The organism is Thermococcus prieurii, from assembly GCF_054657655.1.
Map to the genome: position 1 here is coordinate 1,314,848 of NZ_BAAHYH010000002.1, position 25,276 is coordinate 1,340,123.

Below are 25,276 nucleotides of genomic sequence, written 5' to 3' on the forward strand. Positions count from 1 at the left end.
AGCATGGCGGATGAGGTTGTGGGAGAGCTCGGACGAGCCGCTAGGGGTGGGGTAATAGCCCTGGTCGGTCTCATGGTCTCTGCTGTCTTTGGTTTTCTCGTGAGAGCCCTCGTGGGAAGGATATACGGACCAAGCCAATACGGAACGTACAACCTCGCGTTTACGGTCTTCAACATCACGCTGATCGTGGTGATGCTCGGATTTCCTATGGGCATTCAGAGGCAGATTTCATACTTTCTCACAAAGAGACCCAAGGACACCGGGATTCTCGTCTCAACAGCGCTCGCGATAATTCTGGGCACGTCCCTGACCGGGCTCATCCTCCTCGAAGCCACGAGAGGCATCATACCCAGGTACATCGGGGGCGGCCCCAGCACCGACAGGCTCCTGCTCTCCCAGCTCATAGGGATACTCGCACTCAGCCTGCCCCTATCGGCTTCGTTCAACGTTCTAATCTCGGTGAGTCAAGGGTTCAAACGCGTTAGGGAGTACGTGTTCTATGGAAAAATGCTCGTGCCGGTCCTGTACTTCATCTCAGCTGGTCTTGTAGCGGTTGTGTTTAGGGCAGGGATTTCAAAAGTGGTCACTGCGTACGTGCTGGTACAGCTCACGGGACTAATTTTAATCTCTCGTGACCTCCTGAAGGCAGGAATACTGCCCAAACAGCCCGCGTTCTCGGCAAAGATTGGGAGGATTCTAGTCACCTTTTCGGCACCCCTCGTGCTCTCAAACATCGTGTGGTTCATCATGACGTGGACCGACACCCTCATGCTCGGCCACTACTACGGGAGCACCGTGGTCGGGATATACAACGCGGCGTCCCCCCTGGCGAGGTTCATACCCGTGTTCCTTGTAGCATTTACTGTGATATACAGTCCAATAGCAACGATGTTATATGCTCAGGGAAAAAAAGATGAGATCAACAAATTATACTTATCAATAACAAAATGGGTATTTCTGCTAACATTTCCATTGTTTATTTTATTGTTCGCATATCCAGTAGCAGTATTGAGGGAATTATTTGGATTAAAATATGTAGAAGCTCAAGTTTCATTGGTAATCTTGTCCGTAGGGTTTATGTTTCATTCATTACTCGGTCCAAACGGATTAACCCTCGTAGCAATAGGCTATCCAAAAAAAGAAATGATAGGAAATATAATAGGAGCATTATTAAATGTAGTTTTAAATATTATTTTAATTCCACAATATGGTATGACAGGGGCATCTATTGCAACCGCGGTATCATATATAATCTCGAGCATGTATAAACAAGTCGTGTTATTTAACATGAATATTAAGCCATTCAACAAAGAATATTACAAAGTAATATGCATCGGTATTGGATTCACAATATTAGGGTTGATATTTCCAACAAATGATATATTAAAAGCTATTATATACACAATAGGGGTCACAGTAGGATTTTATATAATGTTAATAATCTTTGGCACATTCACTGAAGAGGACATTAGATTATTAAATAGTCTAACAAAAAAAGCAGGAATAGATCTGGAAAGATTAATAGAAATTATCGAAAAGAAATTAATTAACAAATAGGGGGATGCCCAATGAAAGTCATTCATTTAATGCTCAACTCGTTAACTCCTTACTTGCCTCATAAAGATCCACTCTACTATGATGGAGATTGGCACGTCAAAGTTGCAAAACAAATAAGGGCAAGGACCAAGAGATATACAATTGAATGCTGGAGAATAGATCAAAAAGAAAGAGTACCCAGAGAGACCGAAAGAGACAACATAAAATATAGGGTCTTTCCTTCGACTCGAATTGCAATTGGTGCTACTATTGAGATATCAAGAGAACTAACCAAAGAACTCATCAAAGAAATAAGACAAAACGATATTCTACTGCATATCCATGGGTTATACAATCCCAATGTGGACCAGTTACTAATACAATTAAAAAAATATACGAAGAACGTCCCAATAATAATCCAAGCACATGGAAGAACATTTCCATTAGCTCAGTATAAAGAGATAGGTAAGCCCATTGAGTATCCATACTATATATTAAATTATATAATCGAATTTTGGGGTTCTTTAAAAAATATAGATAAGTTTTTTGTTCTAAGGGATACTGACAAAGAAATTCTATCAAAACTATTCGGAGAAGATAACGTTAAGATCATGCCAATGGGAATCGACATGAATCTATTCAAACCTACCAACATGAAAAAAGCCCAAGACGCTGTTGGATTTAATAGGTCCAACCAACACATTCTTTATGTCGGAAGATTTGAAAAAAGAAAAGGCATACATTTATTAGTGTCCATGTTTCGTATTGTACATAAAATTCTTGGAAATGTCAAGTTAGTTCTAGTGGGGGAGGGGCCATATAAGCCGATACTTCAAAATATCAGCAGACATGAAAAAGATATAATACTCCTTCCGTGGAAATCCCAAAAAGAACTACCCCTATATTACAACGCTACGGATTTGTTTACTTTCCCTAGCCTCTATGAAAACTGGCCAATCGCACCATTAGAAGCACTAGCGTGTAAAACCCCTGTACTAGCTAGCCCTGTTGGTGCCATACCTAGATGGTATTACAAAGAAAAAATTAAGGGAATCTTCATCAAAAACCCAACAAAACCAGAAGAGTTTGCTTATAAAGCATTAGACATATTGAATGACTCGCGGAGAATAAAAAAGGAAATTCCTCGAAATCAACTCAAAAGATATTCTTGGGAAGTTATTGCAAAAAAAACCATAGATACATATAGAGAGCTGGAAGATAAATATTATTGAAGGAGGATATGTTATGGTCAAACCACGTAGAGTAACTGTGGTAATCCTCAACTGGAACAACTGGAGGGCCACAGTCGAGGCCATTGAATCAGTTTACAGGTCCAAGTTTGATAACTATGATGTAATCGTGGTGGACAACAACTCAACAGATGAGTCCATCGAGATGATTAAAAGGTACGCCCTGGGAGAAGTTAAAATCAGTTCAGAGTACATCGAGGACAACCCCCTCACTAAACCTTTGGTCATCTTCCACCTATCGGAGAGAGAAGCCCTAAGAGGGCGCTTCAACAGGCCATTGTACGAGAAGATAGACCCTGATAGAAGGCTGATTCTGATTGAGAACGCGAGAAACTATGGATTTGGTGGCGGCAACAACGTTGGAATAAAATTTGCGCTCACGGTTCTGGATGCCGATTACATCCTTCTCCTTAACAATGATGCCATTGTGATGCCCGAAACTATTCCCAAACTCGTTGAGACTGCGGAAGCATTAAACTCCGGAGCCGTTGCCCCCAAAATCCTGTGGGCAAGAAACCCAGAACTCATCGATAGTGCAGGGGGGGAGTACTCAAAAAATGGATACAGTTTTGACAGGGGAAAATTTCAACCGTTCACTAAGTTCCCAAATCGAGATGAAGTCTCCACCCTCTGCGCTGCCTGTGCCCTGTATTCTTCAAGGGCACTACTTGAGGCCGGTTTATTCAACGGGGACCTGTTTTTCCTCTACTACGAAGACACTGACCTTGCGTCGAGAATTCGGTGGGCAGGATTTAAGTTAATCTATGAGCCCTCGGCAAAGGCATACCACTATGGTGGAAAGAGCACCGGTGGCCTTGAGATGAGCGACCTTGCAATTTCGCACTCCCTAAAGGGACACCTCGTCTGTGCAGTTCTAAACCTTCCCCTTAAGTACGCCCCGCTTTATACCCTCGGAAACTTACTCTACGCAATGTACAACGTGGTTCGCAGGAGAAAAATTAGGTCAGTTGCAAAGGGATACATAATGCTACTTCGTACCCTTCCAATGGTTTTTCGAGAAAGAAGGCGGATAAAGAGACATATCACTGAAAGAGAGTTTTCACAACTCTTAACCCTAAAATGGAAAGTTTCCTAAGAACCTTTTTCTCAAAATAAAATCCGTTAAGGGTAGTAGGGAACCCCCTAGGGGATGCACTTACGCACCGTCCCTTAACTTCCCTAGGTATCTCAGCATCGTCAAAAACGATAACTGGCTTCCCTCTGGCAAGGGCCTCAACAATCGGCAGGCCCCAGCCCTCGTACTTTGATGCATGAACGTAGACGTCGAGCGAGTCGTAGAACTCAACCAGCTCCTCATCTGGTATAAAACCGAGGAGCTTTATCCTCTCGTCACCTTCGGCCAGCTTTTTAACGCGCTCGAACTCCTCCCCGGTTCCAGCCAAGAGGAGCCTCGCGTTCGGGTTGTCCCACTGCTTAAACAGTTCAACGAGGAGGGCGTGCCTCTTGTGGTAGTCCATCCTCGAGATGTAGCCCACCATGAACTTCCCCTTCTCCCTGAACTTTCCGGCGCGGGGCGGCTCGAGGAGGAAGCGCTCGTCTATCGGCTGGTGAACGACCTTTATCTTATCCTCTGAAATCCCCGCGAAGCGAACCAAATCGACCTTCGTCAGGTGTGAAACTGCGTAGACCACGTCGCATTTCCCCGCTGAGAACAAGCCGAGGCGGATGAAGAAGCGCTCGAATAGACCCTTAAACCCCTTTCTCGGGTGCTTCAAGGGGATTAAATCGTGTATCGTGACCCGCTTTTCCGCCTTCGGCTTGAAGAATGGGAGCGTTATACCCTCTATAACGCCAACGGCGTGGTAGGCGTCGCATTTCGAACGGACGAGCCAGAGGGGAACCTTGAAGAACTGCCAGAGGAAGTACGAAAACCTCTCGCCGGGCGACAGCTCGACCTCGTGCCTCTCACGCTCGAGGGTCCTGATTAAGTTCCTTGTGTAGACCGCTATTCCCCCAGCTTTGGTGCTCAAGCGCCGGACGATTAGGCAGACCTTCATTCAACCACCCCGTAGACCGTGAGAAGCTCCCTAACAATCTCGTCCCAGTCATAGTGTTCGGCATTCCTCTTCGCGATTCTTCCCAGCCTTGCAGAGTCTTCGTGGGCGAGCATCAGCGCCCGGGCGAAGGATTCCTCCTTCAGAGGAACGACGAAGCCCGTTTTGCCGTTCTCAACGAGGTGCATCGAGGCATTCATCGGGTGCTCAACGGTGACCACAGGAACGCTGGAGGCCATAGCCTCAACGACGACCATGCCAAAGCCCTCTCTCCGCGAGGGGAACGCGAAGACCCTCGACGCTTTCATGAGCGCGATAACGTCTCTGTAATCCTTCAAAAAGCCCGTAAACGTGACGTTGTCACTGATTCCCAGTTCCCGCGCGAGGCGCTCAAGTTTTCTCCGCTCGGGGCCGTCGCCGGCTATAACAGCTTTGAAGTCGGGGAACTCTTCCCTCAGCAGAGCAAGTGCACGGAGGAGAAAGTCAACCCCTTTCTCGGGAATCAGCCTGCCGACGAAGAGAAAATCAAATTCCAGCGGCGATGGCTTCACCGAGCGAATAAGAGCAATATCTATGCCGTTGGGGACGAGGTAGACGGACTTTCTGAGGCCAGCGTTTAAGAGGTCGAGCCTCGTCTTCTGAGAGACGGAGACGTGCCTCTCGAAGGAGAACAGGCCCCGCTCAAGGGTTTTCCCTGCCAGACCGGCCCGGCCGAGGTAGTCGAGCCAATAATCACCCCAGAACTCGTGCCAGGTTATGAGGACGTTCTCCATGCCGAGGAGCCCGAGGGAGTAGGCAGGAAGGTAAGGGCTCGCCTGGCAGTCTACGACGTCGAAGCGCTCGCCCTTAAGAAGGGAGACAAGCGAGATGGAATGGAGCAGAGGAGGGAGAATTGAACGCCTCCCGCCGGAGTACAGGTTGCCAACGCGAACGGTTCCGTGATAGTGAATCCCATCGCGCTCGATGTCCTTCTCACCTTCCCAGTGTTTGTAGCCGTAGACGTGAACCTCATGTTTTCGAGCTAACCTTCTAGCCAGCTCGTAAATCCGCTTCTCGACCCCGCCTTTGACCCATGGGTAGACCACATCGTAGACGAAGGCTATCCTGAGGCTTTCCATCGCCACATGGTTGTCCGCTAACGTTTATAAGACCATCTAATGAAGTTAGCCCAGCGGAAAAAGGGTGTTGAACCATGGCAAGTACTCTCGTTACGGTACTCATTGGCATCGCGGCGTTCTGGCTGGTCCTCTACACCCTCTTCGGAAAGAAGGAGATAGACCCCGAAACAGGAGAGCCCATAGAGAAGGAAGAGGGACTCAGCGTGGATTTCCTCGTGGCAATGTGGAGAACAAAGAGACTCCTCGGGTTCATAGACCGGCTTTCCGGGGTCAACAGACGTTTTTGGAGGGTGTACAGCGATATTGGAATCGCCCTCGGCTACCTGGGAATGGCCTACGTCTTCTATGCCCTTCTAAAAACTGCCATGGAAACGCTCAGAACCAAGAGCGCTCCGAGCGGAGTCCAGCTCGTCATTCCGGGTGTGACGATTCCCCTGTGGTACGGGCTCATCGGTCTCGCCGTCGTCATGATTGTGCATGAGCTCAGTCACGGAGTGGTCGCAAGGGCTGAGGGGCTCCCCCTGAAGTCAGTCGGTCTGGTTCTCCTCGCGGTGATTCCCGGCGCTTTCGTCGAGCCCGACGAGGAGAAGCTTTCGAAGGCACCCCTCCGCTCTAGGCTCCGCGTCTACGGTGCCGGTTCGATGGCAAACGTCACCACCGCGATAATCACCGCCCTAATCCTGAGCTATGCCATAACCCCCCTTTTAGTCCCCAGCGGGATACAGGTTGGGGATGTCATAAAAGGAGCCCCCGCCGACGGGGTCCTCCACAAGGGGGACGTAATAATCGCGATAAACGGGCAGAGCGTAAAGACCATGGACGAGTTCATAAAGGTTATGAACAAAACGAAGCCGGGAGAAACGATAACGCTCATCGTCCTCAGGAACGGGAAGGAGCTGGACCTCAAGCTAACCCTGGGAGAGAACCCAGATAAACCCGGAAAGGGCTTTATAGGAATCCATCCCACCCAGTACGTAAAGTCCAGAGTAGGACACGAGGGAATAATCCTGCCGCTGTTCTTCTCGCTCTACTGGATTTACCTCCTCAACATAGGGATAGGCCTCATGAACCTCTTCCCGCTGGTTCCCCTCGATGGAGGAAGGATGCTCGACGACGTGATAAAGGAGTACCTGCCTGAGAGAATCGCAAGACCCATAAGGTATGCAACGATAGGAATCGGTCTGTTCCTCCTGGCCCTAAACGTTCTGCCCGCGGTTCTCAATCTCGCTAAGTAAACGTATTCCCACTCTTCCTTTTTTGAATTTAAAGATTCCAGTCGAAGGCTCGAACTCGGGAAGGAGGGACTTAAGCACAACAAGGTTCTCAACGCCGGGCCTTTCAGTTGGCCTGAACTCGACTATGTGCTCCGCGTACTGGGAAAGCCACGAGAGGAACCTCGAAGAAACCCTATCCCTGTTTATGAGGAAGACGTTGAGGACCTCATCCACATCGGAACGGGGGTAACTTTCCTTCAGGGCTATGTTCTTCTTTAGAATCCTCATGCCCGCGTCCTCACCAAAGATTTCAACAAAACCGTCCATCGTAACGGTAAGGCCTATTCTCTTAGGTTTGCCGAGGATGAGGCGCTTGTAAAGTGTAAGGATTTTGGGAAGAAACGTGCTTCCATCAACGTAGCCGAGGGAGTAAACGTAAGGCTCCCTGGGTTGTACCCCGTTTACGGAGCCGAAGACATCAATCACGGCAAGGCGACCTTCGGTTCCGAACGTATGAAACCCAAAGCGAACGGCAGTGGAATACTTCATGAGCAGCCTATACGGGAGCGAGTAGCTTGTAATGACACCGTACCATCCACGTTCAATGAACTTTTTAAAAACTTCAACACCAAGGGCCCAACCGTAGGAACCCGTGTTGTATACTATCAGAAGGATTCCATCCTCAATTATGCCTCCACCAAGCATCTTGTCAAGGGCATCAATACCCGTCCTAAACACCTTGTACCCCATTTTCATCAACAGAGAGGGTAACACCCAACCTTTTTAAAAGCCTTTTCTTAGGGCAACCCATGCCAGCGGTCTGCTCCAAGTGTGGTCGTCCAGCGGTCTACCACGCGCGCTACACCGGTCGCTACTACTGCCACAAGCACTTCAATGAGATGGTGGAGAAGAAGTTCAAGGAGACCGTGAAGAAGTACCGCCTCATAGAGAAGGGCGAGCGAATAGCGGTAGGCGTTAGCGGAGGAAAGGACAGCGTCGTCCTCATGCACCTTCTGGCCAAGCTCCGCGAGAAGTTTCCGTTTGAACTCGTCGCGATAACCATAGACGAGGGCATAGCCGGCTACAGGCCCCCAAGCGTTGAGATAGCGAAGAGGAACGCGAAGAAACTCGGTATAGAGCACCGCGTTTATTCCTTCAAGAAATACCTCGGATTCACCCTCGACGAGACAGTTGAGATAATGGGGAGCTTCGAGAAGAAGGAAAGGGTAGGTGCCTGCTCCTACTGCGGTGTCTGGAGGCGCTGGCTCCTCAACTACGCTTCCAAAGACGTCGGCGCCGACAAGCTGGCCGTAGGCCACAACCTTGACGACGAGGTTCAGATGTTCATAATGAACATTCTGAGGGGCGATATAGCGAGACTGGGAAGAACGGGCCCCTACTACGAGGAAATCCACCCCGAGCTCGTCCCGAGGATAAAGCCCCTCCGCGAGATTCCCGAGAAGGAGATAGTCCTCTACGCGGTTCTGAACAACATTGAAGTTGACCTGAGCGAGTGCCCCTACGCGGTCGAGGCCTTCAGAGCGGAAATCCGCGACTGGCTCAACGAGATGGAGGAGAGACACCCGGGAACGAAGTACCAGATACTCAGGAGCTACGACAAACTCTTTCCGCTGATAGCGAAGACCTACACGAAGAGGACGGGCGAGCTGAACCGCTGTAAGATATGTGGCCAGCCCACAACTGGAGAGATATGCAAGGCCTGCCAGTTCCGCATTCAGGTCGAGCGGAAGGCGAGGGAAAAGGGGCTGACGTTCAGGGTTGAGTAATAAACTGAACAGCTATTTATAAAGACCTGTTTAGTATATTAAACAACCCGTTAAACTTCACCAGGTCTTCAGGTGTTCCCCTTGATTATCGAGACGGCCATTCCCTTTGATGAGCTCGAGGGGATAAGGAAAAAGAGCGGTGCAGGAGTTGGCTTGACTCTCCTCGGAACCATCGAGAGGAGCGGGATAACCCTTAGCCGGGTTCTCGTGGAAGGTTCTCCGGAGGAAATCGAGCGCTTCATGGAGAAGCTCCGCCTGGCGAGGGCCGGCGGTTAGTTTGGAGCGCAAACTTCCGGGCGGGTATTTAAGGAGGTCGGAGAACTTTTCTCGGTGGGAGCATGGAGGAGATTGGTGAGGCCCTCAAGGCGGTGGAGCGGGAGCTGAACCTCGCGAAGAAGGCTTACAACTCGATAGTCTACCTCTACTGGGCGGTAGCGTTCCCGGCCATCTACATTACCTCGGTGATTCTCTCAGCGTACGCCGGGATTTCAATCGAATCCACAACGGTTCTCCTCTCGGCCCTCGCGATACTGCTCTTTGCCGTGGAGGAGGGACGGGCCATAGGCAAGGTGCAGGAGATAGAGAAGGTTCTCGGGAGAAAAACGCCACTCAACCTGAGGTACCTCCTCGCCCAGCTCATCGTCTGGCCCGTAGTCATCGTGACCGTGGGGTTGAAGGTTAACGAGGCCTGGCTTTCACCACTCCTTGCAATAGGCTCCGGAATGCTCGCCCTCGCAGTTATAGATTACGTTTTCCTCCGAAGGGGCTGGGATAAGGCCGTCATCGGGGCAACGATTCTGCTCCTCAGCGTTCCTTACGGAAGGGTATCCATCGCCAAGGGCGCATACACTACGCTCGTACTGTCGCTGGCCTTCGCTCTCGGTGCTTACATGGTGCTCATGAAGGCAATGAGGGAGTGATATGCTCGAAAAGCTCGCTGAGCTCTCGAAGTCACCGCTCGGCAACCCCACGAGGTTAGCGATAGCCCTATACCTGCTGTCAAGGAATAGGGCAACCTTCTCGAGCCTGAGGGAGGCGCTGAACCTAACCGCGGGAAACCTTGAGTTCCACCTGAAGGCGCTTGAAGAGGCCGGAATCGTGAGGACCTACTACGGGTTCGGAAGGAGGCCGCGGAAGTTCGTCGAGCTGACTGATGAAGGGGTAAAAGAGCTGGGCGAGGCCCTCAGAATCCTGAGGGAGGCGGTTAGAAATGATTGAGTTCATCAAGGCGCTCCTCATGTGGCTTGCGGTATTTATTCCGGCCATGACCATCGGCTCATCGGTATCAAGGGAAAGCCCCAAGAGGGCGGCCCGTCTGATTCAGGTTTCCATGCTCCTGCTCTCGCTTCCACTTCTCTGGGTCGTGAACGGACCGAAAGGCTCAGGACTCTTTCTCAACCTGGGCTACCTGCCGCGGGCATTCTTGGCTGGCTTCACGGTTTCCCTCGTGCTGAACGTCATCGACCCAAGAAACGAGACCGCCGACGAACCGGAGTTCCTTCCCGGAGACTGGAGAAGGTATCCCCTCATTCTCCTTCTGGCGCCGTTGAGCGAGGAACTCCTCCACAGGGGCCTTGTGGAAGGTTACTTACTCAGCTACGGTCACTTCTGGAGCGCGGTACTCTTCGCGGCTCTCCTGTTTGCACTGCCCCACTGGAGGGCCTTTGGAGGGGGCGCTTTGGACAGGGTTTCGATTGTTGCCGGGGCCTTTGTCCTCGGAACGCTGGCAGGCTACTTCTTCGCCCTCGGCGGCATAGTTCCGGCCTTTGCGCTACACGCCTCGGCCAATCTAGCCGGACTCGTTGTTCTGTATTTCAGAGAGAGGTGACTGTATAAATAGGAAGAAGACCAAATCCCTTCGGTGGGGTGAATGGAGGATGTTGAGGAGCTGAAGAGCGTCCTCGAGAGGGTCGAGGGCAAGCTGATAGCGAGCAGGAAGATCTACGGGGCGCTAACCTTCTCCGCATGGCTGACGGCGATGATGGGCTACTACGTCCTCTCTGGGCTGTTCGGTAACGGCTACGTGGAATCACTGGTTTACTGGGCCATCGGAGCCGTCATCGTGAGCTACGCAACCAAAAAGGTCTGGGACAGATACATTGCAGTACTAGTTTCAGAGACGGGAAAGGGGAGGGGGATTAGGCTTGAGATTCTGGCTTCGTGGATTATCGGAAGTTTGATCGGCTGGGGGATAGTTCCACGCCTCGGGCTCACCACGACCCCCGAGGAAACCGTGGCGGTTGCAATACTCAGCTTTCTGGGGATTTCCCTGGCCGGACAGGCGCTTGTAACTGGAGACAGGGAGGAGATACCGTCATTCCTCGGGCCGCTCCTTGGAATACCGCTCGTTCCGGTAGCTGGAAATCAAGCGACCCTCTGGGCGGGGTTTGTTGCCGCCTTCGGGTTCAGCCTCACGATAGCCCTCTACCTCCTCTCGGCGTTCAAGGCAATAGAACGGTGATAGAATGGAGCCGCTGAGGGAACTCACGAAGAACCACGTGCTCGGGAATCCGGTGAGGCTGGGAATCATGCTGTACCTCCTGCCCAGGGAGAGGGTTCTCTTCAAGGAGCTTTTGGAGGTTCTGGAGGTAACTCCCGGAAACCTCGACTCCCACCTTAGAGCGCTTGAGAAAGCGGGCTACGTAAGGCTCTACAAGGTCTTCGCTGACAGGCCGAGAACGGCGGTGAGAATAACAGAGAGGGGAGCGGTAGAAACGGGAAGGTACTTGAGGACCCTGAAGGAAGTTCTCAATTCCCTCTAAGCTCTTCCTCGGCCTTTCTCTTCAGCTCCTTTATGCGCTCAATCCTGTACTCCTCGACCAGCTTGAGGAACTTCTCCGCCTCCCTCTCCTCGTCCTCCTTCCCCCAGCGCTTCAAAAGCTCCTCGATGGCCCGCTCCAGCGTCTCCCGCTCAACGACCGCGAACTCGTCAACGCGCTTTACGTCGAGCTCTTCACTTGTGAAGAAGGGCACGTGGGCCTCGCGGAGAACCTCTCTAACGGGCCCTGGAAGGGGTTTCTCGGTTATCAAGGCTTTAATTCCCTTCTCGACCAGCTCCTCCGCTATGGCCTTCCCGGCTCCGGCAGGGTTGATTACAAAGAGAACGTCGCCCCTCCTCAATCCGACCTCGCGCTCTATCCTCTCAAGCTCGCGCCAGCTGAGGACCCTAAGAACCTTCAGCGGAACCGCGCTACCGCGGATTTCGACCACGTTCATCCTCTTGACTTTGACCAAATCCCTGCTCAGCCTCTCGATTAGGGCCTTCGCTTCCCTCAGCTGTTTTTCAAGGACCTCTATGCGCTTCACCTTCGCCTCAAGCTCCCTCTCACGGAGGACCTTTCTCCTGACCTCCTCATCGTAGTCCGCTATTCTGCGCTCAAGCCTCTCGATGGTTCTCCTCTGCTCACGGATTATTCCCCTGAGCTCCTCGTTCTCCCTCTCAAGAAGCACTATCCTCTCCTCAAGCTCGCGGATTTTCCTCACGTAGGGCCTGACGTCAACACTCGTCCCACCCTCTCCCTCCGGTTCCTCCCTCGGCCTCTCGCGCCTCGCAACCTTCTGCATGGCCTCGCCAAGGTTGTAGCCCTGAATCACTAAAGCCTTCACCTCGTCGGCCCTCTTGCTCAATCCCGCCTCGCGGAGCTTCGCCTCGACGTGCTCAAGCTTGGGCTTGAGCCTGAGGTAGGCCTTGTAGGCGGCCGCCAGGGCGTCGCGCTGGTGGTCGTCGTCGACCTTGATGCCAAGGCTCCTCAACAGCTCGTTCTTCTCCTCGACGCGGAGGCTCTCCCTCGGGACGAAGAGCTGAGCCTTGAATGAGCGGGCTATCTTCTCGACGAAGCCCGGGGCCGGGGAAACGTCGGTCGCCACAATGACGGGATGTCCAATCTCGCTTATGAACCTGAAGACCTCGCCGACCGGCATGTTCCTCTCGCTGTAGAGCGCCACCACGTTGCCGTTGAGGTCTATGACCGCTATTCCAACCGTTATCCCCGGATCTATGCCAACGATGACGCTCCGCCTCTCCCTTACTGCCTCCTCGCCCTTAAGCGGGGCGAAGCCGAGTTCTGCCCTCTCGACTGGGTAAATCCTGACTTCAACGTCGCCACCTCTCATAGGCCTCACGATTCCAGCTAACTCTTCCCTGCTCGCGTAGATTCTGAACTCGCCCCTCGCCAAGCCGTAGTCTTTCTCCTCTGTCTCGAGGTCGAAGGGGATATCAGCCCTTCTCAGCCTGTCCTCTATTTCCCTCACCTTGTCGCGGACGAGGTTGTGGACGCGCTTCCGATAGCGGTCCTGACTCCAGCCACCTTTTCCGTGGCTCCTGCCCCTTACAACTTTGACTATGACCTCGTCCTCGAAGGCCAGAACCTCGTAGCCGACCCCTTTACTCGCGAGCAGGGCGGAGAGCTTGGCCTCCTCGTAGGGGTCGAACCTGTCGGTCGTTCTTATCCCGTGCTCCCTCGCGAGGCTCTGTAAGCTCCTCTGCTCGCCGGGTCTTCCCGTTACCTGGACAAGCTTCGTGCCCGGCGGGAGGGCGCGGAGGAACTTCCTCAAGTCCTCTCCGAGTTCGGTGACGCTGTCTATTGCAACAATATCAGGCCTCTTCGCCTGGATGAAGCGAATTAGCCTGTAGAGTGTGAACTCACCCTTTCGCTCGAGCTTTCCGTTGTACCAGCTCACGACCGCGAAGCGCTTCGGGTTCTCGCCGACGACGTCAAGGCCGATGATGAGAATGAGCACCACCCTCCACAGGGAGTGGCCCAAGCGACTTTTTAATGGTTTGGTCAACAAGTTTTGAACCATAACCAAAACGATTATTTAACCCTTAGGTTATATTCAACCCCGGGGTGATAGGGTGAAGATGCGCCTCGTCTTTGACAAAAAGTACGACATCGTGAGCGGGGAGTACATCGTCAGGGTCAGGGAACTCGACCTGGACGATGAGCTAAAGGCTATAGTCGACGGCTTCGACCCCAAGGTCAGGATTAGGGGCGAGGAGCTCGGCCTCAACGAGCTGACCGAGAAGGTCTTCAAGGCAGGCACGAGAGAGGACGCGGAGAAAATAATGAGTGAGATAAGGGGAGCCCTCGTCGAGACCTTCAGCTCACTCATAGCCCGCTTCAAGGAGGCCCAGAGCTTCAACGGCTCCGTCGTCTACGAGATTGACTTCAACGAGCTGTTCAAGGAGTAACGAGCATCTCCAGCGCTTTCCTTATCGCCTCGTTTATCGTCTCCTGCGCCATAGACGGCCTCGGCTTCTCGAGGGCCTGGGCGTGGCTGAAAGGCACATGGATGAAGCCCGCTTTCGTTTCCATTCCAGCGACCGCTATCGTGTGCAGGGCCGTGAACATCGCGGTGTTGCAGACGTAGGTTCCAGCAGTGTTGGAAACGCCGGCCGGGATTCCGGCCTCTCTCAGGGCCTTCACGACTTCTTTTACCGGTATCGTGGCAAAGTATGCATCTGGAGCACCCTCGAAGACAGGCTCGTCCTCCGGCTTAAAGCCGTCGTTGTCGGGCATCGTGGAGTCCATCACGTTTATCGCGACCCTCTCGACGGTCACGTTCGGCCTTCCGCCGGCCTGGCCGGTCAGGAGAACGATGTCGGGCCTCTCCTTGGAGATTAGCCTCGGCAGAATTTCTCTAACCCTCTTGAACGAAACCGGTAGCTGAACCTTCAGGAGCGTTGCGCCGTTGAGTTCCTCGGGAAGTGCCTTGACGGCCTCCCACGATGGGTTTATCTCCTCACCGCCGAAGGGCTCGAAGCCAGTAACCAGAACCTTCATGGGACCACCGGAAAGGGTAGGTTTTTAGGGTTTAAAAGCTACTCCGGACGAGGGGTGAGGATGAGGTACGACGTCCTAATCATTGGAGGTGGCCCCGTTGGCAATTATCTCGCTAACCTTCTCGCGAGGGACTACAGCGTTGCCGTCGTCGAGAGAAAGAACTCCTTCGGAGGAAAGGCCTGCACCGGCATAATCGGAGCCGAAAACTACGAGAGGCTCGGACTGCCGAAAAAAGCCGTCCTGAACGAGCTTTACGGGGCAACTTTCTACTCGCGAATCCAGAGCTTTTCGATTGGGAGGAAAAGTCCCCAAGCGTACCTCGTTGACAGGAAGACGCTTGAGCGGGAGCTCGCGAAAAGGGCGATGAAGAGGGGCGCCGATTACCTGATGAGCACGACCTTTAAGGGCTTCAAAAACGGGAAGGCAGTTCTCCAGCACCTCGGGGAGACGCTCGAGGTAAAGGCGGACTTCTACGTCGGGGCCGACGGCGTGAACAGCACGGTGGCGAAGGCTATGGGAGCGAAGACGAAGGCCGAGTTCCTCAGCGGTTACGAGGTTGAGGTCCTTGGCGAGTTCCCGAGAAAGAGCGTTGAGGTCTGGGTGAACAAGGAGATAACGCCCGACTTCTTCGCGTGGGTCGCTCCAATAGATGGCGAAACTGCCAGGGTTGGAACCTTCGGGAGCATAGAGGCTCTAAACAGGTTTCTACGGCTCAGAAGGTTAGAACCCACGAGGATTCTCGAGTTCAAGGCCGGAACCGTCGGCTTCGGCTGGAGGAAGCCCTGGGTGCGGGGCAACGTGGCACTCGTCGGTGATTCCGCCCTTCAGATAAAACCGACCACCGCTGGAGGGATAGTCTACGGGATGCTCTGCGCCGAGGGCCTGCGGAAGGCCCTACTCGAGGGCAGGCCCGAGAACTACTGGAGCTACTGCTCGTGGGTGAGGAGGCAGATAAGCTTTGGCCTCAGGTTCAGAAAGCTCTTCCTCGGCCTCGACCAGGAGGCGATAGAGAGAATCTTCGAGGTCCTAGGGAGTGAAGAGGCGAGGGAGGTAATTGAAACGCAGGCGGACTTCGACGACCACCTGAGGACGGCGAAGGCTATACTCAAGAGGCCCAAGCTCCTCGCAAAGCTCATAAAGGTCAGCCCGAGCCTGATTAAAGCCCTGCTGTGAGGTGGGAGCATGAGGTGGAAGATGGGCCTTCAGGAGGAGTACTTAAAGGCGATAGCCGAGGGGAAGAAGCGGATTGAAGGCAGATTGTACGACGAGAAGAGGCAGGCCATAAAGCCGGGCGACGAGATAGTCTTCGAGAACAAGCTCGTCTGCGTCGTGAAGGACCTGAGAGTCTACTCGTCCTTTAGGGAAATGCTGGAGAAAGAAGGATTGGAGAACGTCCTGCCGGGAGTGAAGAGTATCGAGGAGGGCGTTAAGGTCTACAGTCGCTTTTATTCCGAGGAGAAGGAGAGGAAGTACGGCGTGGTCGCGATAGAGGTCGAGCCAGTAGCGTGGATTGGGGAGTCTAGATGATATAGACTTTAAAGCCCAATTCCTTCAAAACCTCAAAATCGCTGTCCAAGGTTATTATCGGCAGGCCATTAACAATCGCAATTGATACTATGAATAAAGCTCAGAGAAATTGAGGAGGAGTTTAAAAAATGGGGGCAGTCCTTGACACAAATGTGATAATTAAAATCGCCAGGGACAACGACGAAGTCTTTGACAAAGTCACGGCTTTGGACAACACCTTCTACATAGCTCCCATAACAAAGTTCGAGATTCTCACCGGAATGCCCCGAAAAGACGAGCTAATATGGCTTGAAACCCTCATTGAGCTTCCGTTCGACGGGAAATGTGCGGAGATGGCGGCATATCTTCACAAGAAACTGAGGGAAAGGGAGCCCCATGTCATTTAGGGACTTCTCTTTGTCTCCCAATACTCCTCCTCACTTAGTATTCCCTTAAGATGACGCAGGGCATCTACATTCCCCTTTCTCTCTCAAAAGCTCCCGGAACAGCTCGCTGAAGGACTTCTTACCCTTAATCCGGACGAGTTCGTTATAAACATCGTCTGAAATCGTTATCGTTTTGACCATACTCTCACCAGTGCATTGTATACATCAGATTTAAGCATTATCTTCCGCTGAAAACGTTAAAACCATCACGATTTACCGAGTAAACAATACCGGCTTTTTTAACCATTATTTTAAAAATGCAAAGCGTATTTATAAACAATTAATATCAAAAATTTTTTATATTCTTAGTAGTTAGTCTTTGTTGAACCATCCTGAGGAGGTGTCTATATGCGAAGCCCGCGGAAACTTGGACTGTTACTGTTCCTGTTATTACTCACGGGAAGCGTTACATCCATCGTTGTGGCAACAGCGTGGCTACCCGATGAAAACACCACCATTGAAATCCTCGGTTATAACCTCTACAAATTCGAGGGCTCCGGACACTACGCCGTCTTCTACCCCCTCCCAAACGGTTCGGCCAAACTCTTGAAAACTGGAAAAGTGGGACTCCTCCCAACCCTCATCAAAATCCCCCGGGAAGAATGGCTGAGAGCATTCTCAGCGGAAAACAACAACGTTCTCAGAACACAGCCAGTTCCCCTCGTGATATTTGTGAACGATAAAGGACTCGGCTTCGCCACCCTCAGGGGAAGCAAAATCATACTCAAGCCGATTGAAGTCCCCAACAACCCAAGCGTTATGACTACGAAAGCCTGCCCAAAGGGCTACGTTCCCGAGGGACCTAGGTACTGCGTTCCAAACGATGTCACCACGAACTGGGTCGAAGTCCTCGAATCAAAAACAATCACGGAACCAATATCCTTCATCGGAATCCGCGTTGAAAACAACGTCCTCAGGAAACTTGAATTTGAAATGTGGCTGTTCCTCCACCGCTCAACGTACGCCTACTGGACAGTGGGATTAAACGTTGGACCCATTACGGTCTACACGAAAAAACTCGGCGAACACTTTGAGGGAAAGGGCATTGACATAGGCTACCGTACTCCAGGTAACATCCACCCCGAAGACTCGGTCTGGTCGCGTTACGTTAATCTTTATGTCAAGTATCAAGTGGTGGTTTTTGGCGTCCTCGCCTACGACCGCTACACGGGAAAGTTCACAAAGCTACCTGTAATGGCCACGTATCCCCTTGAAATCATCTCCGAAGGCAGGTACACTATCGAAGAAACATCCAATGGGCCCAAGTTCGTTGAGGGAACGAAAGGGTTATGGTCCCCCTTCATTTCCTCAGAGCCCCATTACTACCGCGTTCCTGACTCCTCCCAAGTGCAAAGAATCTGGTTGTCCTCGAGTGGAGAACAGACGATAGTTTACATGAGGGGCCATTCAAGTGATAACTTCACCTCAGAGTCAAGCCTCTCCGTTCCGATTGGGCCGGGAATCGTTAAGGCCCTACAGGAAACGGGCCTCATATCCAAGTACCCGAACCTCATCAAGGTTCTGAATTCAATATCGCTCACGTTCGGATTCCACTATTACTCTGGAGAACAGTCTGGGTTTCTTTACTCCATCAAGGGGACTCCCGAGCACGATTGTTACGCGTTGGTGTACATAATGAAGGTAAACACAAGCAATTACCGTCACGTTGACGTCCCAATACTTTTAGTTACGGTGACGAACGGGAAATCCTCTGGAAGTTGTGATCCGAGGACTGGACTCTGCATAGACTCTGCCGATAAGAGCTGATACAGCCTTTTCTTTTATCCTTTGAAGAAAAAGTAAGAATGGCAAAGCTGTAACTCAAAGATACCTCTCCTTCACCCATCTGATGAAGTAGTCCGGGTTCAGCTCCTCGCCGATGGCCTTCTTTAACAGCTCCTTCGGCGGGTAGATGCTTCCCCAGCGGTGTATCTTCTCCCTCAGCCAGGCCTTGATGGGCTCGAACTCGGCCCTTGCAACCTTGTCTTCGAAGTCCGGGATGTCCTTCTTCATGTGGTAGTAGAGCTGGCTCGCGAGGAGCGTTCCGATGCTGTAGGTCGGGAAGTAGCCTATTGTCCCGTGCGCCCAGTGGATGTCCTGGAGGATTCCCTCCGCGTAGGTCTTCGGCCTTATTCCAAGGAGCTTCTCCATCTCCTCGTTCCAGAGCTCCGGTAAATCCTTCGCCTTGACGCCCTCGTTGAGCATCATCCTCTCGAGCTTGAAGCGGAGGAGTATGTGGAAGTTGTAGGTTACCACGTCGGCTTCCGTTCTGATGAAGTCCGGGCGAACGATGTTGAAGTACAGGTAGACGTCCTCCGGCGTGTAGTTGGCCATGAAGGGCAGGTTCTCCTTCAGGACGGGGTGGATTAGCCCCGCGAACTCTCTGCTCCTACCGATGATGTTCTCCCAGAACCTGCTCTGGCTCTCGTGGATTCCAAGGGAGACGCCACCGGCTATGGGGCTGAACATGAAGCGCTCGTCCTGCTGGAGCTCGTAGAGGGCATGTCCGAACTCGTGGACCGTGCTAAGTATCGTCCTCCTGAAGTCGTAGCCCTCGTAGCGCGTGGTTATCCTCACGTCCCTGATTCCGAACTCGGTCGTGAACGGGTGGGCGGAGACGTCCAAGCGGGAGCGGACGCCAAGCGGGAAGCCGAACTTCTGGAGAATCCAGAGGTTGACCTTCTCCATCTGCTCTCTCGCATACTTCTCCTTCTCAAGCGGGTGTTCTCTCGGAACCTTGCCCTCCTCCATTATCTTCTCGAGGAGGGGCTTGAGCTCCTTCTCGAGCTTGTCGAACATCCTCTCGACTTCCTTGGTGGTGAGGCCCTCCTCGAACATGTCCAAAAGAGCGTCGTAGGGCTCATCCTCGTAGCCGAGGTATTCAGCCGCCCTCTTGGCCAAATCTATAATTTTGTCGAGCCAGGGCTCGAACTTGGAGTAGTCGTTGGTCCTCTTAGCCTCCTCCCAGGCCTTCGTTGCCTGGCTCGTGACCTCGCTCATCTCCCTGAGGAACTCGGGCGGGAAGGCCTTGCTGATTCTTATCGAGCGGTCGAGAACCCTAACGACACCGCGCTCGTACTCGTTGAGGTCCTCCAAACCTTTCGCCTTCTCAACGAGCTCGACGAAGTCCGGCTTGAGAAGGAACTCCTGGCTGAGAACGGAAAGCTCACCCTGCGCAACCGAGCGCTCGAGGATTCCCTCCTTGGGCATGTTCACTTCCATGTCCCAGCCGAGCACGCTCTGCGCGTGGCCTATCGCCCATATCCTCCTGTACTTGGCCAGAATCTCCTTAATCGTCTCGTTCTGGAAGACGCTCTCCATAAACACCACCGGAGAATTTTGGTGGCCTAACCTTTAAACCTTTTTCGATGGACATCTAAACGGAGGCGTTGGAAGGGACTTACTCACCCCATTTCCGCAGTCGTTTGAGGACAATCGCGGCAACGGCGAGGATAACCATAAACCCGGGTCCGCAGATGGTTTTGGCCGTCGTTTTTCCTAGGGTTGTGCTCATTGCAGTGGTGAAGTTCAAGTCAACCTTTGGAGGAACCGGCTGGGAAGTCACCTTAGCAGGTTTGAACAGGGGGTAGAACCTTCCGTTCACTCCTACGGCGAAGGGAACGTACGGGAGAACCCTTAGAATCTTTCTATTTTGAATCTCAAGGGTGTAGTTACAGCCCCAGGAGTAACCCAAGAATTCCGCTGGATAGCTCACCGTGAGGTTTCCAGCCCTTACGGAAGCCCACTCAATGGAAACGTTCGGCACTTCAACGGGACTCACGTTCGGCTTATTAAGAGACGCGGGGTTAAAGGTCACGTTCTCAACGCTACCGTTCCAGAGGTGGAGCTTAAACCTCCAGAAGCCGTCTTCGAACTTCACCACTGGCTCTTCGGGATAGTCACTGAGGAAGTAAGGGCCGTCCTTAGAGACGTAGAAGAGGTAGTAAGAAACCAAGTTCGGGACGAGGGTATTGTTAAGGGGCTTCCACGGGCGCGTTTTCGGACTGAGGACCTCGTAGTTAACAACGAGGATAACACCCCGCCGTCCCCGATAAACACCATCCACACGAAGCGCCGTGATGGGAAATTCAACGTTGGCGCTTCTGCAGACCGTCACGTTTGCAATTTCAACGTTCTTTGGGAACCAGTAGGCTTTTGCAGGGCCCGTAAAATCCTCCCGGGTTGTGTTCAAGTTCAGGTAGAGGAGCGTGATGTTCCAGACCTGCTTCCCCTTTTTCAGAATGAAGTAAATCGGAAAAACGCTCGAATTGACGACCTCAGTCGGGCCTGGGGACCACCTAAGTGCGGTCTTACTCATAGTTACCCAGATATCGCTCACGTTGGCGTAATCCCAGTTTTCAAAGCTCTTTGATTGGAGTTCAATCCTCCAGCCGTCTATCTCGTCCTTGATTTCCCCCGTGGAAAGTTGGAACCAGCTGATGTTTGTCGGCTCGATGCAGAATTTGCTCGGGTTGAAGCGGTAAACACCCGAAACCTCTGCCATTGGCGGATAAAACGTGATGTTGAGGTACCAGCTTCCGTTTATGAAGCGTGCACCGTGAAGGTGAAGGTCCAGAAGTGATGTGTAGTTTGGGTAGAGTGTTGTGAAAGCAGGCGTGAAGTTGAGGAGGTAAAGCCTAGAGCCGTTGAAATAAAGGAGGTAGCTACTGCCACCAAGGACTTCTCCCGTCGTGGCATTGTTGCAATCTATTCCTGAGAGTGGGGGACAGTAGGGCCAGTAAGAGAGAAACAGTAGAGGTATGAGGGCATCACTTCCATTGGACATCACGGCGTACTTAACCTCATCAACCTCCTGGCCCGAAACGAGTCCAGGAGCGACGAGTAACAGCAACGTAACGACGGCGATATATACTCCCCATCGGGACACTCTACCACCTCCTCAAGATTCTCACCGTTAACAAACCAAGAACTGCCAAGAGGACTACAAATCCAGGCCCGCAGATGCTCTTTTTGCTCATATTCTCAACCACGGAGTTAGCAGTTGAGCTGGTAGTATTCGCACCACCTTTAGCGCAGACGAACTTTTCCAAATCCACGAATTTAGGTGAGCGGACGGTTTTGCCATCAACAAGGAAAAGTACGGGAATGTCCTCAACACCTTTCCCCGCGGGAACTTTGATTGCTCCCCTGTTAACCAGAACGAGTCCGTGTTCTGCCTTAAACGCTTCCAGCTTCAGAACCGAAGTATTGACCCCTTCCGGGAGCGCAAGGGAGTAACCTCTTCCCAACCTGAAGTGAACCGTTCCGTTCTCAATCCTCACGGGAACGCCGGTTAAAGAACCGCCGGGGATTTTGTAGTTGGAGACGTTCCAGATGAACCAATTGCAGGTGTTTATCTTTGTCCCGTTGGGATACGAGACGATTTTACAAGCTGAAACGTTTTCAAAACAGACCCCATTGAACCGGTAGAGCGCCTTCACGGTCACGTTCTTGAGGAGCGTGAAGTTATGAGGCACGCCTTCAATCGTGATTGTCACGTTTTTGTACGGAACGTGAGCCATGTTGACGGTTAGAACGTAGAGCGTTCCGTTCACGAAACCGGGGAAGGTTTCCCGGCCGATGTCAGTACCCCCAAGAAAGACGGCCTTGTCCCCGTCGGTAAGGATGTAATATTCACTCGGCACCCCTATCAGCACGGGCGTCCACTCCCCCGCTATCATCTCGCAGGTGTACGTGTTTTCTCCGATTCCAAGGAGAAGCCAGCCGTTGATAATGCCGATTGAATCCACGGAATAGATGTTGTACGGCGAGCAATCGGCCGAGACGGCCGGGAGAAAAAGCAGTGAGAGCACAGGGATTACCAAGGCCACGTTGGGAATAACTTTTGACATGCCCCCCACCGAATCTCATGTGGCTCCCAGGGTTTCACACGGACAATTGACAAAATAATCAAAGCTCATAAAAAGATTTTGGTTACACTATACCCCAATAAACAATTCAATACGTTTTATATTTTGTCCATTTAATTGAGTAGTAACCACTTACCACTCATCCAACTCCACCGTTTGGCTTAAAACCCAAGGCAACGTAACGACTCCAATCAGGGTCAGGGGTGGTAGAATGGTCGAGCTCGTTGTCCTCGGTCACGTCTCGATAGACACGATAGTTTTCCCGGACGGGATGAGAATCGAGATGCCCGGCGGTGCCGCGGCGGCCGTTGCCACCTCAGCCTCTCTGGCCGGCGCTGAGGTCGGTCTCGTCACGAAAGTTGGCGAGGATTTTCCGCGGGGGTGGCTTGAAAAATTAGCTCAATACGTTGACATCAGGGGAGTTCAAATCCTGCCCGGAAAGACCATTCACATCTGGGTTATCTACAAACCCGACGGAAGCGTCGAGTCGCCGGTCGAGATGGGCGTTGCTGAGAGAATGGGCGAGACACCGATTCCCGAGGATTACCTCAAGGCAAAAATCTTCCACGTGGCTCCGATTCCGCCCGAGGAGCAGTTGAAGGTCCTCAAGAGGCTTGAAAGGAGGAGAGTGAGCCTCGACTTCAACCCGACATACTACGAAGATTACCTGAGAAAGCCCGACCTCGTGAGGGAGCTCGTCTCTAGGAGCTACATGGTTTCGCCCAACGAACGGGAGGCGAGGCTGATAACCGGCCTCGATGACGTGGAAAAATCTGCCGAGGAGCTGTACTCATGGGGAGCAGAGCTTGTTGTGATAACGAGGGGAGAGAAGGGAGTTCTGATTTACGACGGCGACTCCCACGAGTTTCCGGCGCTTCCCGTTGAGGGGGAAATTGACCCCACCGGTGCCGGAGATGCCTTCGCGGGGGGCTTTCTGGCCGGACTCGTGAAGGGTAAAAAGCTAGATGAGTGCGTGAGGATGGGCCTTGAGCGGGCGAGGGAAGTCCTGAAGAAAAGGGGGAGCTGGAGCATCAGCGTTTAACGACGATGTAGAACAGAACGTAGAGGAAAACGGCGAAGAGGGCCGCAACGACGGTGTTCACGAGGCTCGGAACGTAGAACGAGAGGAAGTAAGCGAAGTAGTAGATGGGGACGGCGAGCATCGTTCCGGCGAAGAGGACGTAGTAGTGCTCCGCCGGAGCGTTCCTCTTTGTAAGGTAAACCAACTCAACGTACTCGATTGCGAATACAAGCGTTATCAACCCCCAGAAACCGCCAACGGAGCGGTAAACCAGCAGGATTCCCAGGACGGAGAGGGACAGGTAGCCCGCGGGCTCCCAGAGAAAGGTGAGGAGCGCCGGGACGAGCACGACGAGGGTCTCAAGCCCCGGCCCAAAGGCGAGGTAGACGAATATGGAGGTAATGGCGAGGGTACCCAGTGAAACGAGTTTCCTAATCATACCCCAAGCACCTCCGCGATTGCCGCTTTAAGGGGCTTTCTGACGTCCCAGTCGATTATGAGTCCGTAGCCCACGAGACTGTTGAGGATGGCCTTTCTCTTGAGCTGGACGAGCTTCATCGCGAGCTCCTCATCCTCGGTTTTCGGTTCGTATAAGCTGTTCGGGTTCGGGCTTATAACAACGACCTTGTAGCCGAACTCAGCGAGTATTTTCAGTGCCTTCCTGCTCTCCTCGGTTACGAGAGGTGAGAAGTAGATAATCTGAGCCCGGGGTGGGAGGGAGGTCTTGACGAGGTGCTCGACCTGGTAGGCGATGAAGTTGTTCTCGTCGGGCCTCGCGGTGCTGAGGAAATCGATACACTTGAAGAAGTGCCTCTTGCCGTAGTCAACGCGGACCCACAGGGGTATTCTCTCCGCCATGAGGAGGCCGAAGCTCGTGCCGTCGTTCAGGGCGTTGAGCATGAGCGATGCAGCGGCGCGGATTAGGTAGTCAAAGACCGGCTCGTTCATTCTGGAGGCATCGATGACGAAGACGACGTCAACTTTCCTCTCGCTCTCAAACTCGTTGGCCATTATCCTCCCGGTTCTCGCGGTGGCCTTCCAGTTGATGACCTTGAGCGGGTCGCCGGGCTGGTACTCTCTGATGGCGTGGAACTCGAGGCCGCCTCCGATGAGGGGAGATGGGAGCGGACCTATCGTTATCTTAGTTCCCTTGGTTGAGTAGGGTGTCTGAACCTCGTAAAGGATTGGAACCCCAACTATCTCGGTGAAGTGGTCCACGATGCGGTCTGAGGAGAAAAAGCCGAAGGGGTCGCGGTAGGAGACCCGAACGCCCTCGAATCGGTAGATGCCTCGCTTCACCTTGACCCGGTACCTAAGAACACCCTCCTCCCCGGGTCCAAGGGAGAAGACCTTCTCAGGTTTCCCAACGACCTCAAGGTCGGGAACGAGGTCTCTGACCCGAAAGTAATCAACGCGGAAGTCCGTTTTGACGTGAACCTCGATTTCAGCCTCCTGACCCTCCAAAAAGCGGTTGTGGGAAACGACGCGCCAAACCTCAACGTTTCCGGTCGGCTTGAAGAAGAGGTACGAGACTGAGAGGAGCGTCAGATACGGTAGCACCAAGTAGACCATCTCCCAACGGAGGAGAAGGAACGAGACAAGGGGGATGACCCAGAGCGAAATCAGGTAGAGGGCAAGCTTTGAGGTCGGAGAAACTTCCGCTTCCTCACCTTCCTCCTCGAGGGGAATAATCGAAGGCTGATATGGAATTCCCTCGAAGCCTAACATGC

27 protein-coding genes and 1 pseudogene are annotated in these 25,276 nt (G+C 52.6%); 17 read left to right on the forward strand and 11 right to left on the reverse strand.

Annotation, left to right across the window (positions count from 1 at the left end; all coding sequences use genetic code 11):
* Positions 1–3: 3 nt before the first annotated feature.
* The 3 genes from ACYQ04_RS10485 to ACYQ04_RS10495 are packed head-to-tail and all read left to right on the forward strand — an operon-like array spanning position 4 to position 3,882.
* Entirely contained in the window at positions 4–1,557 is a 1,554-nt protein-coding gene (locus ACYQ04_RS10485) for a flippase (protein WP_460129360.1), read from the forward strand.
* A gap of 11 nt (positions 1,558–1,568) precedes the next feature.
* The gene (locus tag ACYQ04_RS10490) at positions 1,569–2,768 is read left to right on the forward strand and encodes a glycosyltransferase family 4 protein (protein ID WP_460129362.1); all 1,200 of its coding nucleotides are present in this window, start codon (positions 1,569–1,571) and stop codon (positions 2,766–2,768) included.
* Between the two features lie 13 nt (positions 2,769–2,781).
* Positions 2,782–3,882 carry a glycosyltransferase family 2 protein gene (locus ACYQ04_RS10495; protein WP_460129364.1) on the forward strand — a complete coding sequence of 367 codons (1,101 nt, stop codon included), beginning with the start codon at positions 2,782–2,784 and terminating at the stop codon, positions 3,880–3,882.
* Here ACYQ04_RS10495 and ACYQ04_RS10500 read toward each other — a convergent pair.
* Together ACYQ04_RS10500 and ACYQ04_RS10505 are read right to left on the reverse strand one after the other, a co-directional pair.
* The gene (locus tag ACYQ04_RS10500) at positions 3,830–4,804 is read right to left on the reverse strand and encodes a glycosyltransferase (RefSeq protein WP_460129366.1); all 975 of its coding nucleotides are present in this window, start codon (positions 4,802–4,804) and stop codon (positions 3,830–3,832) included. The genes ACYQ04_RS10495 and ACYQ04_RS10500 overlap by 53 nt on opposite strands.
* Positions 4,801–5,919 (reverse strand): glycosyltransferase family 4 protein, encoded by a 1,119-nt coding sequence (locus tag ACYQ04_RS10505; RefSeq protein ID WP_460130180.1) that lies wholly within the window; start codon positions 5,917–5,919, stop codon positions 4,801–4,803. Before ACYQ04_RS10505 ends, ACYQ04_RS10500 begins: the two co-directional genes overlap by 4 nt.
* A 74-nt stretch (positions 5,920–5,993) precedes the next feature.
* Between ACYQ04_RS10505 and ACYQ04_RS10510 the strand changes: the two genes are divergently transcribed.
* Positions 5,994–7,154, forward strand: a complete 1,161-nt coding sequence (locus tag ACYQ04_RS10510; RefSeq protein WP_460129368.1) for a site-2 protease family protein — start codon at positions 5,994–5,996, stop codon at positions 7,152–7,154.
* Here the strand turns inward: ACYQ04_RS10510 and ACYQ04_RS10515 are convergent.
* Positions 7,116–7,892 carry a hypothetical protein gene (locus ACYQ04_RS10515; protein WP_460129370.1) on the reverse strand — a complete coding sequence of 259 codons (777 nt, stop codon included), beginning with the start codon at positions 7,890–7,892 and terminating at the stop codon, positions 7,116–7,118. The genes ACYQ04_RS10510 and ACYQ04_RS10515 overlap by 39 nt on opposite strands.
* A gap of 50 nt (positions 7,893–7,942) precedes the next feature.
* On the opposite strand from ACYQ04_RS10515, the gene ACYQ04_RS10520 reads away from it, so the two are divergent.
* The 7 genes from ACYQ04_RS10520 to ACYQ04_RS10550 all read left to right on the forward strand — a co-directional run bounded on the left by ACYQ04_RS10520 (position 7,943) and on the right by ACYQ04_RS10550 (position 11,682).
* Entirely contained in the window at positions 7,943–8,920 is a 978-nt protein-coding gene (locus tag ACYQ04_RS10520; RefSeq protein ID WP_460129372.1) for a TIGR00269 family protein, read from the forward strand.
* Between the two features lie 72 nt (positions 8,921–8,992).
* Complete coding sequence (locus tag ACYQ04_RS10525) at positions 8,993–9,196, forward strand: TIGR04140 family protein (protein WP_460129374.1); 204 nt, start codon at positions 8,993–8,995, stop codon at positions 9,194–9,196.
* A gap of 62 nt (positions 9,197–9,258) precedes the next feature.
* Positions 9,259–9,840 carry a hypothetical protein gene (locus ACYQ04_RS10530; RefSeq protein WP_460129376.1) on the forward strand — a complete coding sequence of 194 codons (582 nt, stop codon included), beginning with the start codon at positions 9,259–9,261 and terminating at the stop codon, positions 9,838–9,840.
* A 1-nt stretch (position 9,841) separates the two neighbouring features.
* Positions 9,842–10,138 carry a transcriptional regulator gene (locus tag ACYQ04_RS10535; protein WP_460129378.1) on the forward strand — a complete coding sequence of 99 codons (297 nt, stop codon included), beginning with the start codon at positions 9,842–9,844 and terminating at the stop codon, positions 10,136–10,138.
* Positions 10,131–10,748, forward strand: a complete 618-nt coding sequence (locus ACYQ04_RS10540) for a CPBP family intramembrane glutamic endopeptidase (protein ID WP_460129380.1) — start codon at positions 10,131–10,133, stop codon at positions 10,746–10,748. The genes ACYQ04_RS10535 and ACYQ04_RS10540 overlap by 8 nt, the downstream gene beginning before the upstream one ends.
* A gap of 42 nt (positions 10,749–10,790) precedes the next feature.
* Complete coding sequence (locus tag ACYQ04_RS10545; RefSeq protein ID WP_460129381.1) at positions 10,791–11,381, forward strand: hypothetical protein; 591 nt, start codon at positions 10,791–10,793, stop codon at positions 11,379–11,381.
* Positions 11,382–11,385: 4 nt separating this feature from the next.
* A complete protein-coding gene (locus ACYQ04_RS10550) occupies positions 11,386–11,682 on the forward strand; it encodes a transcriptional regulator (RefSeq protein ID WP_460129383.1) in 297 nt (98 codons plus the stop codon).
* Here the strand turns inward: ACYQ04_RS10550 and ACYQ04_RS10555 are convergent.
* Entirely contained in the window at positions 11,669–13,663 is a 1,995-nt protein-coding gene (locus tag ACYQ04_RS10555; RefSeq protein ID WP_460129385.1) for a DUF460 domain-containing protein, read from the reverse strand. The two genes, ACYQ04_RS10550 and ACYQ04_RS10555, sit on opposite strands and share 14 nt — an antisense overlap.
* 118 nt (positions 13,664–13,781) lie before the next feature.
* Between ACYQ04_RS10555 and ACYQ04_RS10560 the strand changes: the two genes are divergently transcribed.
* On the forward strand, positions 13,782–14,111 hold the full coding sequence (locus ACYQ04_RS10560) for a hypothetical protein (RefSeq protein WP_206203857.1): 330 nt from the start codon (positions 13,782–13,784) through the stop codon (positions 14,109–14,111).
* On the opposite strand, the gene pcp is transcribed toward ACYQ04_RS10560, so the two are convergent.
* Positions 14,101–14,703, reverse strand: coding sequence for a pyroglutamyl-peptidase I (gene pcp, locus ACYQ04_RS10565; RefSeq protein ID WP_460129387.1), 603 nt, complete (start codon positions 14,701–14,703; stop codon positions 14,101–14,103). The genes ACYQ04_RS10560 and pcp overlap by 11 nt on opposite strands.
* 60 nt (positions 14,704–14,763) lie before the next feature.
* Here pcp and ACYQ04_RS10570 point away from each other — a divergent pair, with 60 nt between their 5' ends.
* The 3 genes from ACYQ04_RS10570 to ACYQ04_RS10580 all read left to right on the forward strand — a co-directional run bounded on the left by ACYQ04_RS10570 (position 14,764) and on the right by ACYQ04_RS10580 (position 16,616).
* Positions 14,764–15,876, forward strand: a complete 1,113-nt coding sequence (locus tag ACYQ04_RS10570) for a geranylgeranyl reductase family protein (RefSeq protein ID WP_460129388.1) — start codon at positions 14,764–14,766, stop codon at positions 15,874–15,876.
* Positions 15,877–15,885: 9 nt separating this feature from the next.
* Positions 15,886–16,230, forward strand: a complete 345-nt coding sequence (locus ACYQ04_RS10575; RefSeq protein ID WP_460129390.1) for an ASCH domain-containing protein — start codon at positions 15,886–15,888, stop codon at positions 16,228–16,230.
* Positions 16,231–16,358: 128 nt separating this feature from the next.
* A complete protein-coding gene (locus ACYQ04_RS10580) occupies positions 16,359–16,616 on the forward strand; it encodes a type II toxin-antitoxin system VapC family toxin (RefSeq protein WP_460129391.1) in 258 nt (85 codons plus the stop codon).
* Here ACYQ04_RS10580 and ACYQ04_RS10585 read toward each other — a convergent pair.
* Positions 16,613–16,796, reverse strand: a pseudogene (locus ACYQ04_RS10585) (antitoxin VapB family protein). The gene ACYQ04_RS10580 and the pseudogene ACYQ04_RS10585 sit on opposite strands and share 4 nt — an antisense overlap.
* Before the next feature lie 207 nt (positions 16,797–17,003).
* Between ACYQ04_RS10585 and ACYQ04_RS10590 the strand changes: the two are divergent.
* Complete coding sequence (locus ACYQ04_RS10590) at positions 17,004–18,422, forward strand: hypothetical protein (protein ID WP_460129392.1); 1,419 nt, start codon at positions 17,004–17,006, stop codon at positions 18,420–18,422.
* 54 nt (positions 18,423–18,476) lie between these two features.
* On the opposite strand, the gene ACYQ04_RS10595 is transcribed toward ACYQ04_RS10590, so the two are convergent.
* The 3 genes from ACYQ04_RS10595 to ACYQ04_RS10605 form a co-directional block, all read right to left on the reverse strand.
* The gene (locus tag ACYQ04_RS10595; RefSeq protein ID WP_460130183.1) at positions 18,477–19,976 is read right to left on the reverse strand and encodes a carboxypeptidase M32; all 1,500 of its coding nucleotides are present in this window, start codon (positions 19,974–19,976) and stop codon (positions 18,477–18,479) included.
* 79 nt (positions 19,977–20,055) lie between these two features.
* Entirely contained in the window at positions 20,056–21,543 is a 1,488-nt protein-coding gene (locus ACYQ04_RS10600; RefSeq protein WP_460129393.1) for a hypothetical protein, read from the reverse strand.
* 1 nt (position 21,544) lies between these two features.
* Positions 21,545–22,507 (reverse strand): hypothetical protein, encoded by a 963-nt coding sequence (locus ACYQ04_RS10605; protein WP_460129395.1) that lies wholly within the window; start codon positions 22,505–22,507, stop codon positions 21,545–21,547.
* Positions 22,508–22,736: 229 nt separating this feature from the next.
* Here ACYQ04_RS10605 and ACYQ04_RS10610 point away from each other — a divergent pair, with 229 nt between their 5' ends.
* On the forward strand, positions 22,737–23,567 hold the full coding sequence (locus ACYQ04_RS10610; RefSeq protein WP_460129397.1) for a carbohydrate kinase family protein: 831 nt from the start codon (positions 22,737–22,739) through the stop codon (positions 23,565–23,567).
* Here the strand turns inward: ACYQ04_RS10610 and ACYQ04_RS10615 are convergent.
* Positions 23,557–23,985, reverse strand: a complete 429-nt coding sequence (locus ACYQ04_RS10615) for a hypothetical protein (protein WP_460129399.1) — start codon at positions 23,983–23,985, stop codon at positions 23,557–23,559. The genes ACYQ04_RS10610 and ACYQ04_RS10615 overlap by 11 nt on opposite strands.
* Entirely contained in the window at positions 23,982–25,274 is a 1,293-nt protein-coding gene (locus ACYQ04_RS10620; protein ID WP_460129401.1) for a DUF58 domain-containing protein, read from the reverse strand. Before ACYQ04_RS10620 ends, ACYQ04_RS10615 begins: the two co-directional genes overlap by 4 nt.
* Positions 25,275–25,276 lie beyond the last annotated feature (2 nt).

Coding starts and splice junctions, on each gene's coding strand:
- ACYQ04_RS10485 (WP_460129360.1), top strand. CDS start 4: ATGGCGGATGAGGTTGTGGGAGAGCTCGGACGAGCCGCTAGGGGTGGG.
- ACYQ04_RS10490 (WP_460129362.1), top strand. CDS start 1,569: ATGAAAGTCATTCATTTAATGCTCAACTCGTTAACTCCTTACTTGCCT.
- ACYQ04_RS10495 (WP_460129364.1), top strand. CDS start 2,782: ATGGTCAAACCACGTAGAGTAACTGTGGTAATCCTCAACTGGAACAAC.
- ACYQ04_RS10500 (WP_460129366.1), bottom strand. CDS start 4,804: ATGAAGGTCTGCCTAATCGTCCGGCGCTTGAGCACCAAAGCTGGGGGA.
- ACYQ04_RS10505 (WP_460130180.1), bottom strand. CDS start 5,919: ATGGAAAGCCTCAGGATAGCCTTCGTCTACGATGTGGTCTACCCATGG.
- ACYQ04_RS10510 (WP_460129368.1), top strand. CDS start 5,994: ATGGCAAGTACTCTCGTTACGGTACTCATTGGCATCGCGGCGTTCTGG.
- ACYQ04_RS10520 (WP_460129372.1), top strand. CDS start 7,943: ATGCCAGCGGTCTGCTCCAAGTGTGGTCGTCCAGCGGTCTACCACGCG.
- ACYQ04_RS10530 (WP_460129376.1), top strand. CDS start 9,259: ATGGAGGAGATTGGTGAGGCCCTCAAGGCGGTGGAGCGGGAGCTGAAC.
- ACYQ04_RS10535 (WP_460129378.1), top strand. CDS start 9,842: ATGCTCGAAAAGCTCGCTGAGCTCTCGAAGTCACCGCTCGGCAACCCC.
- ACYQ04_RS10540 (WP_460129380.1), top strand. CDS start 10,131: ATGATTGAGTTCATCAAGGCGCTCCTCATGTGGCTTGCGGTATTTATT.
- ACYQ04_RS10545 (WP_460129381.1), top strand. CDS start 10,791: ATGGAGGATGTTGAGGAGCTGAAGAGCGTCCTCGAGAGGGTCGAGGGC.
- ACYQ04_RS10550 (WP_460129383.1), top strand. CDS start 11,386: ATGGAGCCGCTGAGGGAACTCACGAAGAACCACGTGCTCGGGAATCCG.
- ACYQ04_RS10560 (WP_206203857.1), top strand. CDS start 13,782: ATGCGCCTCGTCTTTGACAAAAAGTACGACATCGTGAGCGGGGAGTAC.
- pcp (WP_460129387.1), bottom strand. CDS start 14,703: ATGAAGGTTCTGGTTACTGGCTTCGAGCCCTTCGGCGGTGAGGAGATA.
- ACYQ04_RS10570 (WP_460129388.1), top strand. CDS start 14,764: ATGAGGTACGACGTCCTAATCATTGGAGGTGGCCCCGTTGGCAATTAT.
- ACYQ04_RS10575 (WP_460129390.1), top strand. CDS start 15,886: ATGAGGTGGAAGATGGGCCTTCAGGAGGAGTACTTAAAGGCGATAGCC.
- ACYQ04_RS10580 (WP_460129391.1), top strand. CDS start 16,359: ATGGGGGCAGTCCTTGACACAAATGTGATAATTAAAATCGCCAGGGAC.
- ACYQ04_RS10590 (WP_460129392.1), top strand. CDS start 17,004: ATGCGAAGCCCGCGGAAACTTGGACTGTTACTGTTCCTGTTATTACTC.
- ACYQ04_RS10595 (WP_460130183.1), bottom strand. CDS start 19,976: ATGGAGAGCGTCTTCCAGAACGAGACGATTAAGGAGATTCTGGCCAAG.
- ACYQ04_RS10605 (WP_460129395.1), bottom strand. CDS start 22,507: ATGTCAAAAGTTATTCCCAACGTGGCCTTGGTAATCCCTGTGCTCTCA.
- ACYQ04_RS10610 (WP_460129397.1), top strand. CDS start 22,737: ATGGTCGAGCTCGTTGTCCTCGGTCACGTCTCGATAGACACGATAGTT.
- ACYQ04_RS10615 (WP_460129399.1), bottom strand. CDS start 23,985: ATGATTAGGAAACTCGTTTCACTGGGTACCCTCGCCATTACCTCCATA.
- ACYQ04_RS10620 (WP_460129401.1), bottom strand. CDS start 25,274: ATGTTAGGCTTCGAGGGAATTCCATATCAGCCTTCGATTATTCCCCTC.